The organism is Vibrio iocasae (assembly GCF_042245395.1).
GTDB classification, from domain to species: Bacteria; Pseudomonadota; Gammaproteobacteria; order Enterobacterales; family Vibrionaceae; genus Vibrio; species Vibrio iocasae.
The window spans coordinates 3,496,285-3,512,537 of record NZ_CP145311.1; the positions used below are offsets into that span (position 1 = coordinate 3,496,285).

The 16,253-nt window shown below is 40.9% G+C and carries 20 protein-coding genes; 7 read left to right on the forward strand and 13 right to left on the reverse strand.

All coding sequences use genetic code 11. From position 1 onward, the window contains the following. Nucleotides 1–137: 137 nt before the first annotated feature. Nucleotides 138–815 carry a hypothetical protein gene (locus SNR28_RS25910; RefSeq protein WP_375751825.1) on the reverse strand — a complete coding sequence of 226 codons (678 nt, stop codon included), beginning with the start codon at nt 813–815 and terminating at the stop codon, nt 138–140. A gap of 595 nt (nt 816–1,410) precedes the next feature. On the opposite strand from SNR28_RS25910, the gene SNR28_RS25915 reads away from it, so the two are divergent. Continuing rightward, nucleotides 1,411–1,863: a GNAT family N-acetyltransferase gene (locus SNR28_RS25915; RefSeq protein ID WP_375751826.1), complete on the forward strand. Its 453-nt coding sequence runs from the start codon at nt 1,411–1,413 to the stop codon at nt 1,861–1,863. A 59-nt stretch (nt 1,864–1,922) separates the two neighbouring features. Here SNR28_RS25915 and SNR28_RS25920 read toward each other — a convergent pair whose 3' ends face one another. The 10 genes from SNR28_RS25920 to SNR28_RS25965 all read right to left on the reverse strand — a co-directional run bounded on the left by SNR28_RS25920 (nt 1,923) and on the right by SNR28_RS25965 (nt 9,810). Then, entirely contained in the window at nt 1,923–2,504 is a 582-nt protein-coding gene (locus SNR28_RS25920; RefSeq protein WP_375751827.1) for a hypothetical protein, read from the reverse strand. Between the two features lie 196 nt (nt 2,505–2,700). After that, nucleotides 2,701–3,168 carry a GNAT family N-acetyltransferase gene (locus tag SNR28_RS25925; RefSeq protein WP_375751829.1) on the reverse strand — a complete coding sequence of 156 codons (468 nt, stop codon included), beginning with the start codon at nt 3,166–3,168 and terminating at the stop codon, nt 2,701–2,703. A 164-nt stretch (nt 3,169–3,332) separates the two neighbouring features. Further along, on the reverse strand, nt 3,333–3,917 hold the full coding sequence (locus SNR28_RS25930; protein ID WP_375751830.1) for a DUF2913 family protein: 585 nt from the start codon (nt 3,915–3,917) through the stop codon (nt 3,333–3,335). A 121-nt stretch (nt 3,918–4,038) separates the two neighbouring features. Then, nucleotides 4,039–5,943, reverse strand: coding sequence for a methyl-accepting chemotaxis protein (locus SNR28_RS25935; RefSeq protein WP_375754179.1), 1,905 nt, complete (start codon nt 5,941–5,943; stop codon nt 4,039–4,041). A gap of 727 nt (nt 5,944–6,670) precedes the next feature. Next, nucleotides 6,671–7,063, reverse strand: a complete 393-nt coding sequence (locus SNR28_RS25940) for a hypothetical protein (protein WP_375751832.1) — start codon at nt 7,061–7,063, stop codon at nt 6,671–6,673. Between the two features lie 304 nt (nt 7,064–7,367). Further along, the gene (locus SNR28_RS25945; RefSeq protein WP_215408211.1) at nt 7,368–7,673 is read right to left on the reverse strand and encodes a hypothetical protein; all 306 of its coding nucleotides are present in this window, start codon (nt 7,671–7,673) and stop codon (nt 7,368–7,370) included. Between the two features lie 269 nt (nt 7,674–7,942). Then, nucleotides 7,943–8,515, reverse strand: coding sequence for a hypothetical protein (locus tag SNR28_RS25950; protein ID WP_375751833.1), 573 nt, complete (start codon nt 8,513–8,515; stop codon nt 7,943–7,945). Between the two features lie 81 nt (nt 8,516–8,596). Then, a complete protein-coding gene (locus SNR28_RS25955; protein WP_017188469.1) occupies nt 8,597–8,764 on the reverse strand; it encodes an AlpA family transcriptional regulator in 168 nt (55 codons plus the stop codon). Nucleotides 8,765–8,888: 124 nt separating this feature from the next. Further along, a complete protein-coding gene (locus tag SNR28_RS25960; protein ID WP_375751834.1) occupies nt 8,889–9,551 on the reverse strand; it encodes an inovirus-type Gp2 protein in 663 nt (220 codons plus the stop codon). Beyond that, a complete protein-coding gene (locus SNR28_RS25965) occupies nt 9,541–9,810 on the reverse strand; it encodes a helix-turn-helix transcriptional regulator (RefSeq protein ID WP_375751835.1) in 270 nt (89 codons plus the stop codon). The genes SNR28_RS25960 and SNR28_RS25965 overlap by 11 nt, the downstream gene beginning before the upstream one ends. 162 nt (nt 9,811–9,972) lie before the next feature. Between SNR28_RS25965 and radC the strand changes: the two genes are divergently transcribed. From radC to SNR28_RS25990, 5 genes are all read left to right on the forward strand, one after another. Further along, a complete protein-coding gene (radC, locus tag SNR28_RS25970; RefSeq protein ID WP_375751836.1) occupies nt 9,973–10,437 on the forward strand; it encodes a DNA repair protein RadC in 465 nt (154 codons plus the stop codon). Beyond that, on the forward strand, nt 10,434–10,865 hold the full coding sequence (locus SNR28_RS25975; protein ID WP_375751837.1) for a DUF2787 family protein: 432 nt from the start codon (nt 10,434–10,436) through the stop codon (nt 10,863–10,865). The genes radC and SNR28_RS25975 overlap by 4 nt, the downstream gene beginning before the upstream one ends. Before the next feature lie 106 nt (nt 10,866–10,971). Next, on the forward strand, nt 10,972–11,418 hold the full coding sequence (locus SNR28_RS25980; protein WP_375751839.1) for a DUF2787 family protein: 447 nt from the start codon (nt 10,972–10,974) through the stop codon (nt 11,416–11,418). Between the two features lie 82 nt (nt 11,419–11,500). Beyond that, nucleotides 11,501–12,274, forward strand: coding sequence for a hypothetical protein (locus SNR28_RS25985; protein WP_375751841.1), 774 nt, complete (start codon nt 11,501–11,503; stop codon nt 12,272–12,274). 380 nt (nt 12,275–12,654) lie between these two features. Next, nucleotides 12,655–12,942 (forward strand): hypothetical protein, encoded by a 288-nt coding sequence (locus SNR28_RS25990; protein WP_375751842.1) that lies wholly within the window; start codon nt 12,655–12,657, stop codon nt 12,940–12,942. A gap of 45 nt (nt 12,943–12,987) precedes the next feature. On the opposite strand, the gene SNR28_RS25995 is transcribed toward SNR28_RS25990, so the two are convergent. Continuing rightward, nucleotides 12,988–13,251 carry a helix-turn-helix transcriptional regulator gene (locus SNR28_RS25995; protein ID WP_375751843.1) on the reverse strand — a complete coding sequence of 88 codons (264 nt, stop codon included), beginning with the start codon at nt 13,249–13,251 and terminating at the stop codon, nt 12,988–12,990. A gap of 670 nt (nt 13,252–13,921) precedes the next feature. Beyond that, a complete protein-coding gene (locus tag SNR28_RS26000) occupies nt 13,922–15,145 on the reverse strand; it encodes a hypothetical protein (protein WP_375751845.1) in 1,224 nt (407 codons plus the stop codon). A 176-nt stretch (nt 15,146–15,321) separates the two neighbouring features. Here SNR28_RS26000 and SNR28_RS26005 point away from each other — a divergent pair, with 176 nt between their 5' ends. After that, on the forward strand, nt 15,322–16,242 hold the full coding sequence (locus SNR28_RS26005; protein ID WP_375751846.1) for a hypothetical protein: 921 nt from the start codon (nt 15,322–15,324) through the stop codon (nt 16,240–16,242). The last annotated feature ends 11 nt before the right edge of the window (nt 16,243–16,253 follow it).

Below are 16,253 nucleotides of genomic sequence, written 5' to 3' on the forward strand. Positions count from 1 at the left end.
CCGAATTATTTACAGGGTCGATATAGGCTCTACATTTCACCTAAACGCAGCCTCCCTGTAACCCACTTAACCTTTACTATTTTTAAATTGGGTTTATCAATAAATTACATCATTGTTGTAGGGGAACTTAGCAAGCCCTAGTTGTTTGTTTCAATTAACTGCTCTAGTACTGACTTCGCCATACCTATAGATATATTTGCTTCTTTACTGTAACCTTTCCATGCCTCAATTCTCTTACCTTCTGTCAGCAAATTTGTAAATCTAGAGCGTTGTTCTTCAGTCAACTCGCCAAGAAGTTTTTTCGCTGTTAGAAGATCTTCTTTACGCCTCTTTTGCATTACACGATACCTTTCTAAGATATGTACTTCCGGACAGCCTCCAACTTGATAGAACTCTCCAGATTCCAGAATTAACTTTCTGTGTATAGTGACAAAAGAGTATTCACTTTTGGCAAAGTCGATTTGCATATCATGTGTAGGCAGGGCTGGATATGGCAATCCAATCTTACTAGCACCTTCGCGCTCTGTTTTAGCATTATCCACTGTAAGTTTTGAAAACGAAACTTTGTAATCAGGTGGTATGTTTCTTTCTAAATCTTTTTGAAATAACGAATCGAAGAAGTCTTGATTCTCATCAGAAATACAGTTGAGGTAGCTTGGATGAGACAAAGACTTAAGAGCTGACAGGCTTTTACTATTTATTGCGGTCACATACCGGTCTACATATTTTTGTTCTTCTTGTGCTAACTGATAGGCAAGCGTGAACGGAGATACAAGCACTAAACTACATAGGAGTATTTTGCGAAAAGATTCCATTTTATATCTAATCTCGCAGACTGAATTTACGCCAAACTCTAAACTAGTTTTGTCTATCTATAAAATTTCATGTTGTTTCTTGTTGGAAATTTATCAACCTTCCGACAAATACACCTAGAATCAATGTCTCTTTTATCGCTTTGGAATAAACAATCGAGCTTTTTATGGGTTATGTCAGCTTGAGTTTGGAAATCATTACTGTTAGCTTATTCGGATGAAACATAACCTGTACAAGAAAAGTTGAAATCTAGAACGTTGTACTCCTGTCAACTCATTAAGAACTTTTTTTGTTGTTGAAACATCTTTTTTATGTCTTTTTTGCGTTGAAGCATATCGCTCTAACATTTTACGTTCTATCTCTATAGACCATAAGCTTGTGGCGGTTAAGTAATCTAACTCTTATGACATCACGTATCTCATTGCTTTAATTTTTAGATATGTCGCCCTTTGTACTTGAGTCCAAGACACTATGTAAACTGCTTAGAAGTGATTCTCAACGTTTGACGCTTTTGAACCCTTCCTAACCTAGTTGGCAAGGACTCTGAAACCCCAACAATTGACTAACAATCGTGCAAGCATATGTGACCGAGGAAATATGAAAATTTCGTTATTAGCGGATTGTCCTGATGAAGTATTGAACATCGCCAATTGGTATTTACATGAGTGGGAACAGAATGATCCAGAAGCAACATTAGAAACTGTAGTACAAAAAGTAGTACGAGGTACCAACCGAAGTAAAATACCAATGGCTTTTGTTGTACATGATGAGAATAAGTTAGTAGGCGCTGGCGAGATCAAGTATCGAGAGTTAACAGAATATGATGGATATAATTATTGGCTTGATGGGGTCTATGTTCCCGTTACGCATAGAGGAAGAGGTATCTCTACAATATTGATTGAGTTTGCGATATCTAAAGCCATTGAGTTGGAGTTGCCAGCTTTGTATCTACGCTGTGAGGTACATAACGTTAAACTATATGAGTCTCATGGCTTTAATGTTGTTTGGTTGGAAGGGAGTAAGTTCATTATGGAGTTGGAATTGTCATAACCTTACAGGTATTTATTGACTGAGAGCTGCAATATTAATTACTGAAACGTTGACCAGCCTCAATTCCAAGGAAATACTTCCGAAGTCATCGACTCGTAAAAAGAGGCGACTTTTTCATCTAATGTTATTGTTGTTTGAGGATATAAACATCTAAGTCTATTCGCATCTGATTTAAACTTTAATATTTCGGTGTTATGTCTCTTTTTAAAGTAATCTTCCATAAAAAACATACTCCCACGGGCCTGATACAATGAGCAAACTGGGTATGGACGTTCACGTCCATGAACAGACAAATCAACTCGGATATATGCTTTATCGGGGCCATTCTTAACTTCTATAAAATCAACTTTAAACTCAATGTTTTTGATACTTCGATAACTCTTTGAGTTTCGCCATAACGGGAAACCATATTCTGAAACGACTTGATCTGGTCTGAACTCCACACGCCAATACGCCGTTAAGCAATAGAAAACAATGATAGTACTTAGCGCTAATACACAAAGGTCGCTTAGCGACACCGGGTTCATCATTCCCGGTTGGTATGCTATAGCGATTGCAGACATTCTATAAACAATCAAAGTAGCAATACAACATCCAACAATACGCAAAAATTTAAAGTTTCTTCCGTAGTCTAGTCTCAAATCTTTCTCCCGTTTATACTGACCTTTCGTAACTAGGTAACAGCCTCTTAGGATATCAGTCAGAGCAGCTAATTCGAATCAACCAAATCCCGTAGCACTGGAAACTAACAAGAACCATGAAGAATAGCAAAGTGAATAGGGGGACCTGAATAGACTAAAAATTTCCCATACTCCTAAGAGGACAAAGAGGGTAGTTTTAGCCACTTAAAAGCATTTCCATATCAAAGTTAATGAGCGTTGAGCCTTGTCTGTATATCTCATTTCTTTTGACAATTACGAATCCTCTTTTTTCAAAGAAAGGTAGTGCGACCAATGAAGCTTCAACGTAAAGTCGAGAAAGCTTTCTAGACCTTGCTATACTGAGCACGTGTTCGTAAAGAGCAGAAGCAACACCTTGTCTTTGATAATTAGGGTGTGTATATGTACAGTCTATGTGTCCATCAACGTCGAGTTCAATAAATCCAGCGACTTGATTATCAATAATGGCCAAAGATGGTTTCTTATCAATTAGTCGTTGCTCCCAGAATGCATAATTTGGTGGCGTTGGAGCCCAAACTTCTTTCTGCTCCTGCGTGTAAAGAGAAGAGTCTATCGAGTGCACAGATTGATGGTACAAATCTGCGATTTCGATTGCTCTATCTTGCGTATAGTTCTGAATTTCCATAGGAATAAATACCGATTAAATTTTTTTAAAGAGGACAGTCTGAGATAGCAAACGGCTTCGTGACAGCCCTCCTAAATCAGAGTGAAAAATTCGACTACAACCAATGCCACTCAAGATCAAATTGGAGCCCATGGGTTTGGGAAATACTTTCATATTTGATATTGCTACAAGTGACGAGAGGGGCTTAACGTGAACTTCGAGAATCCACTTTCATTCCCTGGCAGCCTCTTGGCTACGTGAGTACCTATTTGATTAACAACATCAACAATGGCATCCACACAATTTTTAGAAGCGTATGCATGAATTGAGGCTATCTGTTGATTTGACTCATTAAAACAGCGCGCGATTTCATCTTCGGAGATATACATCGTCTTTGCATCATACTCCTGATCTAATTCATAGAGTTCAGACGAGTAATCCAGCTCTTTCAATTTAAGCAAAAGTTGGTTGAGTTGATACATATCATTGAACTGTGCAAGATGCTCCCTTGAAAGCTCGCGTAAACGTATTAATCCGTCTTCCAGTCTCCCATTTTTATCCCTCGCACTCAGAATCATGGATTTCAACTCATTTTTTATTTTCTTATACTTTGCATCTTTTATCTTGGGTTTCAGCCAAGCAATCAATAATTGGTTTCTACTTTTTGTTGGAACACGCCTTTTCGAACTAGCCACATGAATCCATAAATAAAGTAGCGCATTGTCAACGGTAGCCGATAGCAACCGTTCGTAATCATTATCTATCATCATAAATACGGGGATTTACATCAGAGCTGACATCTTTGAACATTGAAAAAACTGCTCACAGATATCGACATTTATAGTTACGAATGTGAGCTTAGATGAATCTTAAGCTCACATTGATTCGGCTTTAGAACTTGAATCGATTCACTATCGTCACTAAATGCATATTCATTTCAGCGACATCTTCTGCATCTTTTAAAGCACTATGACCATTATCATCCAACTCATTGACAATTTCACTAATAGCCGACATGTTTCGACTAAGCTCTTGAGTGACACTACTCTGCTCCTCAGCAGCCGTGGCTATTTGAGTGCTTAAGTCATTTATTTCATCAACAAAATCACTCATTTTTTCCAAACTGACTGCTACTTCACCTGCACCATTAGCTGTATCCTGACAACGAGATTTAGTGTCTTCCATTGAGCTCACCACTGCGCCAGTGCCTTTCAACAAGTTTTCTAATGCCGCTTCTACTTCTTCAGTACTATCCTTTGTCCGACTCGCTAAATTTCTTACTTCATCAGCAACGACAGCAAACCCTCTACCTTGCTCTCCTGCTCGTGCCGCTTCAATCGCAGCGTTAAGCGCCAGCAAGTTAGTCTGTTCAGCAATCTCACCAATTACGCTCAGTACCTTGTTGATACTTTGCGTTTCTTCATTCATTTGTTGGACATTGGAAGCGGATAGATTGACATCATCAATCAATCCAGACACGGTATTCTGAGAGCGTTCGACTATTTCCCTAGACTCCGAACTTGTATCATTTGCTCTCTGAGTCAAACTCGCAGTGTTTGCAGCATCGCTCGCCATAGAGTCCGCTGTGGCATTCATCTCCTCAATAGCCGCTACTACTTGCTCAGTTTCGGATACATGATTTTGTAAAATATCACGATTCCTCTCCGAGTGGTCTCTCATTCTACCCACATTCGCATCTAGCTTTGTCGTCACACCTTGAATATCTAACATCACATTTTGCAGGTTTTCTATGAAACGATTAACCCCTTTTGCAATATCACCAAGGTCATCGTTAGATTCCACCTCCAATCGAGCTGTTAGGTCTGCGTCACCACTTGATAGGTTCAGAATGGTTTCTTTCAACGCCAGAATAGGCTTATAGAGCACCTGAATAAGGAGGTAACTCAACAGTAAACTTATTGCCATAGCAATAGCAGAAACATAAATAGCCGTATTCCTAGATTCTTCCAACTTGGCAAAGGCAATAGACTTGTCGACTCCTACGGAAAAATACCAATGTTTGTCACCTGCGTTTATTCGATGTGTAAAAAGAATCTTCTCCTGACCATTTAGCACATAATGAATCATCGACTTTTCACGACTTACTGCTTCATTAACGACATCTCTAAACCAATCAAAATCACTGCCTTTTTCACCAGCCTTAATCGCGTCAGATGAAGATGCTAAGAAAGTTGTATCCTGATTGAGGATAACAGCTGTCGCTCCCGGTATATCATTAGATTTAGCAACAAGGGCATTCAGAAAATCAAGCTTCATGTCGACAGAAACAGTGCCTCCCTTGATTTTTTCGATGATGGTTAACCAGTACACTTTTCCATCTGTTGAGTATGGTTCTGTGACTGTCACTGTAGAAGCGTTACGCCCATCTTGATACCAACTTCGCTGTGTGACATCACCATCAAATTTATGCTCTGGCCAGGTTTCTCCAGTCTGGTTCCAATACGCGTCACCTGATTCAAAGGCCAAAACAGCACTGTTTAAGTTCATAGCGTTTGCTAGAAAGTGCGTCTGTTCAATGATTTCCTGTTCACTGCCAGACATTTCTTTATTTTTGAATTGCTGGGCAAGTTTACTTATACCACCCACTTTTTCATTAACTAGCGTTTCCACAATGAGAGCTTTCGATTCAACGTACATTTCACTCTCTTGAATAACACTGGCAGTCAATGCTTCTTTTTGCTGAAGGTAGAGAACTAGACTCACTCCTGACACCGAGAATGCAACCAATATCATTACCGATAGGAGCAAGATCCTTTTTAATCCAAATTGCTTAATACTCACTACATATCCCTCTTATCATGATACTTCTCTCTCGAACACCTGTTCACTTAAGAAAACCGCTCAATTTGCATATCGGCAGAGTTGCCGGAATGTTAAATGGTATTTATGCCATTTATATTGAAGTGTTTAAACTAATTTTCTCAGATGCTAGAGTTAGCACCTTCCAAAAAAGTAAGATCACTTTATCTCTATCCCCAACGACACTCATGTGCACACCTCAAAGTTCCCCATCGGATAAGGCTTTTCCCAATAACATCAAGACGATTAACCGCCGCCCCCTTCACCACATGACACCGGAAAAGACAGTAACCCTGTCCTTCCTGTCTTGTTGCTTATGCTGAGAAGCAATTTTGCAGTTACCGGAGATTGTAGGAGCTACTTGGACTCCCTTGCGCACAGATTCTGCACTTGATGATCAACGGGGATATGACTTGTACGCTTAACAATTATTATGTCATGCTTATGACGCAGTTCGTACATTTGAGTTCTATTCAAGTTCAAACTAATTTTCCTTCGGTTTGACACGCAACAAAGCCATTAAAATTATGATTCGGTCAACACTCTGTTCCCGACGAGAACTCAAAACATTCAAGTCGGTCCCTTCCATTTTTTTTGCTTTATAAAGCGCTTGATCAGCCCGCAACATAGCTTGGTGGGACAGCTCATTTGAAGATTTCAAAGTAATGCCTATACTAGCCGTAAGATAGTTTCCAATCTTCAATTAGATAGACCGTGTTCGATTTAACAATTCATTTGCTATAGCCACGGATTTAGACAGAGCATCGCATCTAGTGCACAGAACGAATTCTTCCCCACCTAGTCTCGCAGAAAAAGTAAACAGGTTAGTCACTTTGACCATCAAGTTGGTGATCTCTTCCATTGAGATAGGGGTATCGTAAGTAAAAGTGATATCAAGGGTGTTAATAAATATAAAACCATCACCTTTGTCATTATCCTTCAATCGCTTAGATTGAAAAATATCAACTTGTTTCAAGTGATGGCTATCTACGAGGTCAGCATGTAGTGTCTCAATATTGGTTTGAGCTGATATGTAACCGCCTTTCTCAAACTTTCTTTTGACCTCATGGTTAAAGTAGGCTGAAAGCTGAGGCATGACAAATAAGACTTTTCTATTTGAGCTCTATCAGCAGCACCAACATATACGTGATTAAATAGTTCACTGTCATATGAAAAACCGTGGCGTCCTGAAAGGTAGTATGACGATTGACCACCACTAATATAATCAGATACCAGAATCTGGTCAGTATCTTGAGGAAAGAGTGACTCAAACATGCTTGCACGCTTGAGCGTGGGACAATGCCCTTTCTCTAAAGATAAAACTGCGTAACTGCCGTCATCCAGTTTTACATTTATTGTTTTTTCACAATCTAGTGTCAGTTCCATAATTACGCACAAGCTTATTCAAAGTGTTCGAGCAACTCTTCTGCGATAGCTTTAACCTGTGCTTCTTTGCCTCTTGGAATGGCAGGGCTTTCTATCGATGAATCGTTAAAATACACGACTCCATCTTCATCTTCAGTATAAGCGCCTGTTGAGAACGCCTCTTGCTGTGCTGCGATTCTTTTTTCAGCGGCTTCTATGGAAGAGGCTCGGCTATTCCCGTTAACAATATCTACAGCTGCATCTTGCGCCATTTCTTGGCGTAACGCTTCTTCATGCTCTTGTTGTGCTACTTCCACATAGTAGTTGGAACCGATCCCCATAAGTCCTCTCAATAAAAGTTAATGCTTGTAGTAAGCTGTCTATAGTGCAACCTTTTTCATTTGCCTTCAACCACAAATAAGTTGTTTAGCTGCATATTGAGGAGGGGTGAAGTTGATAGCCTTTCTTACGTACTGATAAAGACAGGGGGGAACTTCTACTATTGAAAAACCGCTATAAGTTTGGTTTAAATGAACGGCATAAAAAAGTGGCACCTATCACGTGCCACCTTTCGTTCTTCAGTCTAGTGTAAACGTCTAGTTCGATTAATCTAGACGGTACTGCCTTGTAAGATAAATTCTCGTAGAAGGTTATTCAGTTCGATATTCACTTTTGGTGGTATCAATGATTGACCTAGCTTTTGCTCCAAATACGCTTTTGCTTTTGCTTTATCTACACTTTCCTTTAGCTTATCAAATCGTCCGTAGTCGTTTAAGTTAGTAGCTGTAACGTTACCTAACATTAATGCTTTAAGTTGGTTTCCATCTAACCCCAAGGCATCAACAAGGACTTGTAGAGCTTGATCTTCTTCTTCAGCTTGAGCGCTTGTGATGTAGTCTTGCAAAGTTTTACCAGCTTCAATAATTAAATTTCCCGCTTGGATATCAATCAATAGCTTGCGAGCTTGTTTTTGCTCAGCTTGGCTAAGGCTAGCAAAAGACTTATGAAGCTCATCCCGTGCCTGCTGCATTTCTTCAGGAGTCACGTTAGGCTGTTCAAGCTGTTTCAAGAATTTGGTGAACTGCACATTCATATAGTCACGGTCAATCTTCCCTGTATTTTGCTCGGTGAGGTAGCCTAATATCGCATAGGGCAATATCCATCCAATTGAGAATAGAGACAAGTCACACAACTGAAAATGATTAATTTTCGGCTTCTTGTGGACGGACATAAAGCCAGCAGCTTTCGCTACTGGCCTATGTTGTTATGCCCGGTTCTCTATCCATAAATCCAATTCATGCTCAACCCATGCTGAGGCTCGCTCACCAAGCGATACATTGTGTGGGAACTCCCCGTTAGCCATCATTTTGTAAATGGTAGATTTACTCAACTGCACTCTTTCGATGACCTCTTTCAAACGAACCAATCTCATGAAGTCTCTCCTCTATGGTTATCTCTCATGAGATAGAGCTGGAGTGTAAAAATTTCCCTAAGCGGATATCAGCTTGTTGATTTGTAGGGCGTCCCGTTATTGGTCTACATCTTTGCTCACAACATCAATCATGTTTGTGCTGGTGGGCAGAAGACAATGACTGTCTTTGTCTCGACTTCCTTCCCTTCTTTTTAGATTTACTAACAAATAAACCCAGCATGTTCTCTGCGTCAACGTCATGATTCCTGCCGATACTGGCTTGTCTACTTAGTGCGTAGAACAAGTCATGGTGTTGGTAGTCAAAATCCTCATGCTCTCTATTGAGTTCAAGCAGAGGTTGAATTAGGAAAGAGCAAAGGTCACTGACATCGTTTTTACTCATCCGTGTGGTCGTTGCCCACGTTCGTGTAATGTCTTTCGTCAGTTTTTTTCTGATTTGGTATTCATTTGCCATCAGCTGATAGGGAATCGCATCTAAAAACATCGTGAAGCGGTAGGTGATTGCGCCAGTGTCAGATATTTCCTTTTTCCATATCACACTAATCTTGTCACGCTGTCTGTAATGACAGAATCGATAAAACCACTGATTGAATAACATCTTGGCCTGATGGTTGTACTTTCCCGGTATGCCTAACCGGAACCGAAACACATAGCTGTGAGTAAAGCGACTTAGTACGCTTCGATAAGCAAAATAGAGTTTTTCTATTAGTGGCAACGAAAGGCCGCCATCCACCGTATCGATTTGGTACTCACGGAAAAATTCATTCTCAATCGTATTATCTGCCATAACGCTTATCCTGTTTTGCTTTCAACTCTGCCTGCTTGATTAACTTCTCGTCTCGCTCTTGAATCTTTTCCTGTATCCAGTCTTGAAGATCTTGATATCGCCAACCAATGGCTCTCGCGCCTAGCGACACGGATTGAGGGAAAGAGCCGTCTTCCATGAAACTGTAAATCGACGCTCTGGAAAGGCCGCAGATATGCATAACCTCTTTTAATCTCATCAAGCGATTCGGGTGTTCAGTGTTTAAATGGTTTGGGTTCATGATTGTTGCCTTTGTTGGTATCACTCAAACAAAGACGCAGGTCTGTATTTTTTATCTCAACAAGTCTCAGTTGGTCTCATAGTGGATTGGGATTCGATTGAAGAATTATTCACATCTATATCATCCCCTTGAACATTGCATTTATTGATACAAGGAGAAGATATGGAAACGCTATATACCTTCAGCGCTCCCGTTACAGAGCACCAGATCTTAGAGAAAGCTGTCGAGATCTTAGAGAGCCGATTAGTGAGTGGGGATGCCTTTACACGTCCTATGGACACGAAAGCCTTTCTGCGTTGCAAGCTAGGAGAATATGAAAGGGAAGTCTTTGGGGTGATGCTGCTTAATAACCAGCATCAGTTGATTGAATTCAATGAGTTGTTCTTTGGCACGGTGGACAGTGCTTCAGTGTACCCACGAGAGGTTGTGAAGCTGGTACTAGAGAAAAACGCCTCAGCGGTGATTTTTGCTCATAACCATCCATCCGGTGATGCAACCCCTTCACAAGCAGATAGACGCATTACAGAACGTTTAAAGGATGCTTTAGCCCTAGTTGATGTGCGAGTACTCGACCACATTGTGGTGGGCAGTGATTGTGTGTCTTTTGCTGAGAGAGGCTGGTTATGAATAGTGATATCAAACGTAACTTCAAGCTCGACCAATTCCACCAGCTTGTCGAATTATTGATTAACCAATACGACATTCCTACTGAAACAAAACGAGTGGCACTTAACCTTAAGGTCGCAAGCTTCTATCGCAACCGAAGCGGGATACAGCCCATAGAGGTACAGCTTGAACGAGCTAACGCTAATGAGCCTTGGGAAGTACGATTCATCGCTTCTTTTGATTACCCATCACCAGAAGCTGAGAGTGTTGATGTGGCTTTGTATTTCAACTTCAAATACCAATGGTTCTATCAACCCGACATCCAACGATGTGAGCTCAATAGACCTGAAGTGCAGTCGCTCTTCGTTAGTTGGCTCAAAGCATTCACCAATCACCTAAAGGCATCACAGTTCGATATACAGACGTTAACAGCCGTCAGTCAATTCTAGTCGTTGCTTGTCCATCAAGCCTTAACAACCCCAGCCACATTCGATTCAAACTAATTTCAGATACATATCATTCGATTGAATAGCCAACTATTGAAAGGAAAAAACGATGAAACAACAACCATTGACCATTACATCATCATACTCACCAATATCTCAGAAGCTTAAAAGCTTGCTGAAAAGTAAAGTCGAGACATTCTGGAAACAGAATCCAAACAAGGAGAACTGTGAAAGCCTCACCATTAACTTTCGAGATACCACTTACAGTGCTGACGCTGGTGGCTATCACCCAGTAGAAATCATGTTGTTAAAAGAAGATGAGAGCCAATATCAAATCCAATACCTCACGGACTTCGCTTACATGGGCAACGTCTACCCAGAACTTGAGCGTAATGTGGATTTTGATGTCGCTAACGGGCAAGCGTTCATTGTCCCTATGGGATGGAAAAGCTGTCACGACAAAGCCATTGTGGAGTTCTATTCACTATGGGAAAACAATTTTCTCGCTTACGTACAAATGGAGGCCTATGACGAAGTTAAAATAACGATGAGCTAAATACGCTATCGGCCAGATAGTGACGCACCCATCGCTAGGATGGTTGCCATTCTATCAATCAGCCACCAGCAGTGACCTAACAATGACAACAAGGGATAAAGCCAGTACCACAGAGCAATTATCATTGGTGTTTGAGTTGTATCGACGTATTCCACAAGGTCGAAAGGTGACGGCTAAGCAGCTTCAGGCTGAGTTAGCCGATGCAGGGATGTATCGCGGCATCAGAAGCGTACAGCGTAATCTTGATGTCATCGTCGATTATTTTGATGTCGATAAAGACACTCGAAGTAAGCCTTTCGGATATAGTCGGGGAATGTACAGCCAACCAACTTTAGGCGCTAGGGAACTTGTCTTACTACAGCTTGCTAAAGCCATCCTTAGTCAGAAACTTCCACCATCCTTAGAATACGCCATTGATTTTGCATTCAGCCTGTTACGAGTCCAACCTCGCTCTCATACAGGAATGAGATCACCACAAGGAGATACAAGAAAAGCACATGCCTTCATTGATGAGCTAAACGCACCAACGGCGCTAGGGGAGTTTTTCGAGCCCATTTCAGTTGCACTGGTGCATCAAAAACAAATCACGCTTACCCTTAAATCCGGTGAGCAGATAGAGCAAATCTCACCAGTCGGTATGACTACGACCACAAGTGAGCTATATCTGGTCTATCAAAACACACTCAACGATTACGACGACCTTCCTTTAACGTGTATTGCTAAGTTGAAAGTTCTGACCTTCTACTTTGATTACCCGTCAGACTTTCAGTTGCACCAATATCAACTCAAATCAGAGCCTGAGCGCTCAACACTGCAAACAAACAACATCACTCCGTTGATTGCATCGGACAGATAGTGACGCAAGCAGTGATACCTTACCTTTGTTTCACAAATTCAATGGAATCTACGGGATGCTTACTCCCTTTCATGTTCCATTGAGCCATAGCGCAATCAAAGTAAAGCATGGGGCACTAACCTTACTTCAACTCCATTAGGTTAGTGTGCAAGGCAGAACTGTGCTTTAACAATTGATTGCGCCATTAACCGTCTCTAGCTAGGACGAGCAATGTTAAGGGGGGCGGCCGCCCCCTTAGTATGGCCTAGTCGAAACAACCACATCTGAGACGCATATTATTAAAGAAAACCCTGTTTTTCGACCATTTGCGTTTACCCCACCTGTCGTCACTTCGTTGAGTTTTATCTAATTAATACACACATCTCAATTGGAGAATTATCATGAAATCAATCATTACCAAAGCCATCTCACTAGCTGCTTTAACCCTGTCAATGAACGTAAGTGCTGCCAGCGCTGTTGATGCGCTCAGTGTTGAATCGATTAAAGCCACTCTTACGCCTGAGCAGATTCAACAATCTCTCAACCAGTGGAAAGAGGGGGAACTGAATCAGCTTGAGTCACGCGCACAAGCCATCTCAGATAGAGCACCTATTGAAGCAAGGCGAGAGCTAGTGAAATCTCAAATCGAACAAGAATACAAACAGACAGCTCAAGCCTTAGGCTTGTAGTCTGTTGATTATCAGAAAGGAGCATGACGCTCCTTTTTTTTTGCCTTAGTATCGTAAGTAGGGGCTGACTCTTCTCTCAGGGGGAACGTAATGAGGGCTTTTCTTCATTTCAGCCTGCTCTCGTTTGAAGATGCTTTGGCTAACCTTCTTCATTAAGAACTCATCCACCAGCGACTCCTCCCAACCCACTGCACGAGAAGATATTTGGATACTCGCAGGAAACTCACCAGTCGCAATTAAGCGATATAACGTTGCTTTGCTAAGGCCTGTTTTATCAAGTACTTCACGCATTCGAATCAATCTCATCATGACCTCTGTATCTTGTTGTAAAAGTAATGACTTCCTTGGATGCCAAGATATCTAGCCCCATTGGGAATCAAGTAGTCTCATACAATAAGGAACAACCACAGAGTTTATTTCGCATAGAAAGCCATACCACCAGACTACTTATGGCTCTAGCAGTCCAGTGAACTCATGAGCTATCACTGTAACCAACTTACTCAGATTCATAGAGAGCGTATCCATTGATTAAGAATGATGAATGAAGCTAGGTGATATGACTTCTAGATAGAATGTCATTGAATTGATTATTACTGACATTGGCTAGTATCAGAGTCTTGAGGACTCTTCTTGGTTGAGTAGTTCTTCAGAAAAAGAAGAAAAGAAAAAGATTTATAATGTTGTCGCATAGTCATGCTCCTCTAAGCATTATAAATCCTACCCAGTCTTCTCTACTCACTTAATCCAGCAGACACAACTGATTCTCTTCAGTCATGCCTGCTAGGTAAGAGCATCATGCTGATGCAGACACTCTCTATACAATAGGGGTGAGATGAGTATTTTTTTATCTAACTCTGTTGAGGTACATTAAGAACTCGATTTGCTGTATGCCTTTGGTCTCGGCATTGATGGCCATTATAGACGCTCTCTTCCTCTCGAAGACTGTGGTAATCGTGGAAGATAATGGGCTGATTTTGCTTCATCGCTTGCCTAGCAATTCAAATGCTTCAATGGTAAAGCCATCTTCATTCGGCGCTATACGAAATAAAGCATTCCTAATCGTACTCAAGCCAAAGTAATCAGTATATTTGGAAGCTACGCCTTCGGTAATGCTAAAGATCGTTTCAGTGAGTTGAGTAAAGGACTCTTCATCTGCAAATTCATTCCTCGCTGCAATGTCATCATGCCACTTCTTAGGTATACACTCTTCACCGATCTTGTTCTTCAAGTTGGCATAAGCTTCACTTTGCCCTTCTGACATTGATGAAATTGAAAGATGTTCCGCAATGTATTGTTCCAGTTTTGCTTGCAAATAGTCTGGAACTCTATTCATTTGTTGATCTGACAGGAAACACTTCATTAAATTAAAGGATTCACGATTATAAGAAGGCCACCATTCTTCTTGGTACTCTTCCTCCTGCAAGAGTTCCCTACTTACCTCTGATTCACTACCGTCAGTTAGTGGTGCCAAGCGATACAGGCTTTGAGCAGAGTATCTATCACCATCATGGGAGAGAGCTTCCTGATAAACCTGACGGAATGATGCCGTTTCCGAGCCTCCACCTAATACTTTTACGACGGTTTCTATATTGAGGTAGTAGATACCTGAAGACTTACCGAAGAGATACTTTCCAGTCACACCACTTGTATAGCTAAGAAGCACTTGATTGTTGACCAGATGACTAAGTTGGGAACGCAGCCTTAAAGAAGAGAAACTGAGGATCTTAGCTATCCTTGATGCTGGGATTTTTTCAACGACACCTAATTCATTCGCAAACAATACCAAAAGGCATATCAGGTAACGATTGGACACCGTGAACGTCGAGCTTTCAGTGCTAGGAGCTTGAAGCAACTTGATGACAGCTTTCTCCCAAAACCGACTTGTTCTAATGGAATCTATCCAATCTGATGACTCATTAAGTTTTTTCTTCAGCTCTGAGGTAAAGGTATACCGTCCGATAGGCCGACCTCGTTTTACTGAAAAATTTGAGCGTTTTGCATAGCCTGACTGCACTAAATACTTGAGTGTCGAGTTTACCGTTTTTAGAGAAACGCCATACTTCCCGCTTAGGTCTTTAGCTGATAACACAAAACCGCCCACGTTAAAGTATTCAAACAATAATCCTGCGATAAAAAATCGCATTTCTGGAGTGACATAATCAAACTTTACTAGTACAAACTTCGACAGATTCGGTGGAGGCATTCTTAATTAATTCTCTATTAACTACCTGTTTCGATAGTACTATAGGCATGTCATGTGACCAAGCTATAAGACTAAAAATGTGACAGTATTGGATTTTTTAGCTCTCACGTTTTTGTATGATTATCACTCCATGAAAACAGTCTACTCAGAGCCGCTTTGATAATAAGGATTCGACATTGCCTAAGAAAAAAGAGCTACCAAAAAGTTTCACAGAGACTAATAGTAATCTTCAATGGGCTCGCAATTACCTTAAGAAGAAAGTTGAAGCACCAGATGTAGATATCCCCATTACAGCGCTAATCGATAGCTACTCATTAAACGAACTAAGCTACTCAGAACTCATAGAGCTAATCAGTGAACTAAATGACTATGGTGACACTGGGCTGCGCTTTATCGGCACGATGAGTGATACTTGGCGTGCTAAGTATGCACGTCAAAACAAGAAGTTCTACAACTTGTCTCTTGATAAAACTACCCAAGATAAGCTTAAGCAACTCGCAAAAAAGAGCGCTAGACCTAATGCATCAATTAAGCAGGCTTTAATCGATCTTATAGACGAGACCTACAAGACGAAGCTAGAAACAAAAAAAAGCAGGCCAAAGCTAGATCATGACTTCTCTGCTTTATCGAATCGAAATGACAGTAAATATATTGAGTTAAAGGAAAAGGTTGAATCTCTAGAAAAGGATTTTAATGAACGAATCAATACGCTTTCAAACAGTGCAGAGAGTAATGAGGAAAACACAGAAGTCTTAGGCCGTATACCGACTGTAGAAGAGAAGCTCATTCAACTACAAAAGGAGCACGCTGAGCAGGAGTTACATTTGAAGTCTCTGCAACGGGAAAACCGTAACTTAATGCAAGAACTCAGTAAAGAAGCTAAAGAGAACTCAGAACTACAACAAAGAATTCGGCAGCTAGAGTCTAACGAAGATAATAAAGTTGACGGACAACCTCAGACTAAGGAAACAATGAGTGAGCAAAATAGCCATGGGGTTCAAGGGGCTGATACAGAACCTAATCTCGAAGGTAGTAATAGGAACGTCATTCAACACGGCATCCCTGTTAAGTATTACACAGTTAATAAAGAAAATTGACAGGTGACGCT

Bases quoted from the DNA above. Each gene is read 5' to 3' on its own strand.
- SNR28_RS25985 (WP_375751841.1), top strand. From the start codon at position 11,501: ATGACAACAAGGGATAAAGCCAGTACCACAGAGCAATTATCATTGGTG.
- SNR28_RS25975 (WP_375751837.1), top strand. From the start codon at position 10,434: ATGAATAGTGATATCAAACGTAACTTCAAGCTCGACCAATTCCACCAG.
- SNR28_RS25960 (WP_375751834.1), bottom strand. From the start codon at position 9,551: ATGGCAGATAATACGATTGAGAATGAATTTTTCCGTGAGTACCAAATC.
- SNR28_RS25995 (WP_375751843.1), bottom strand. From the start codon at position 13,251: ATGATGAGATTGATTCGAATGCGTGAAGTACTTGATAAAACAGGCCTT.
- SNR28_RS25980 (WP_375751839.1), top strand. From the start codon at position 10,972: ATGAAACAACAACCATTGACCATTACATCATCATACTCACCAATATCT.
- SNR28_RS25910 (WP_375751825.1), bottom strand. From the start codon at position 815: ATGGAATCTTTTCGCAAAATACTCCTATGTAGTTTAGTGCTTGTATCT.
- SNR28_RS25925 (WP_375751829.1), bottom strand. From the start codon at position 3,168: ATGGAAATTCAGAACTATACGCAAGATAGAGCAATCGAAATCGCAGAT.
- SNR28_RS25965 (WP_375751835.1), bottom strand. From the start codon at position 9,810: ATGAACCCAAACCATTTAAACACTGAACACCCGAATCGCTTGATGAGA.
- radC (WP_375751836.1), top strand. From the start codon at position 9,973: ATGGAAACGCTATATACCTTCAGCGCTCCCGTTACAGAGCACCAGATC.
- SNR28_RS26000 (WP_375751845.1), bottom strand. From the start codon at position 15,145: ATGCCTCCACCGAATCTGTCGAAGTTTGTACTAGTAAAGTTTGATTAT.
- SNR28_RS25955 (WP_017188469.1), bottom strand. From the start codon at position 8,764: ATGAGATTGGTTCGTTTGAAAGAGGTCATCGAAAGAGTGCAGTTGAGT.
- SNR28_RS25945 (WP_215408211.1), bottom strand. From the start codon at position 7,673: ATGGGGATCGGTTCCAACTACTATGTGGAAGTAGCACAACAAGAGCAT.
- SNR28_RS25915 (WP_375751826.1), top strand. From the start codon at position 1,411: ATGAAAATTTCGTTATTAGCGGATTGTCCTGATGAAGTATTGAACATC.
- SNR28_RS25990 (WP_375751842.1), top strand. From the start codon at position 12,655: ATGAAATCAATCATTACCAAAGCCATCTCACTAGCTGCTTTAACCCTG.
- SNR28_RS25930 (WP_375751830.1), bottom strand. From the start codon at position 3,917: ATGATGATAGATAATGATTACGAACGGTTGCTATCGGCTACCGTTGAC.
- SNR28_RS25940 (WP_375751832.1), bottom strand. From the start codon at position 7,063: ATGCCTCAGCTTTCAGCCTACTTTAACCATGAGGTCAAAAGAAAGTTT.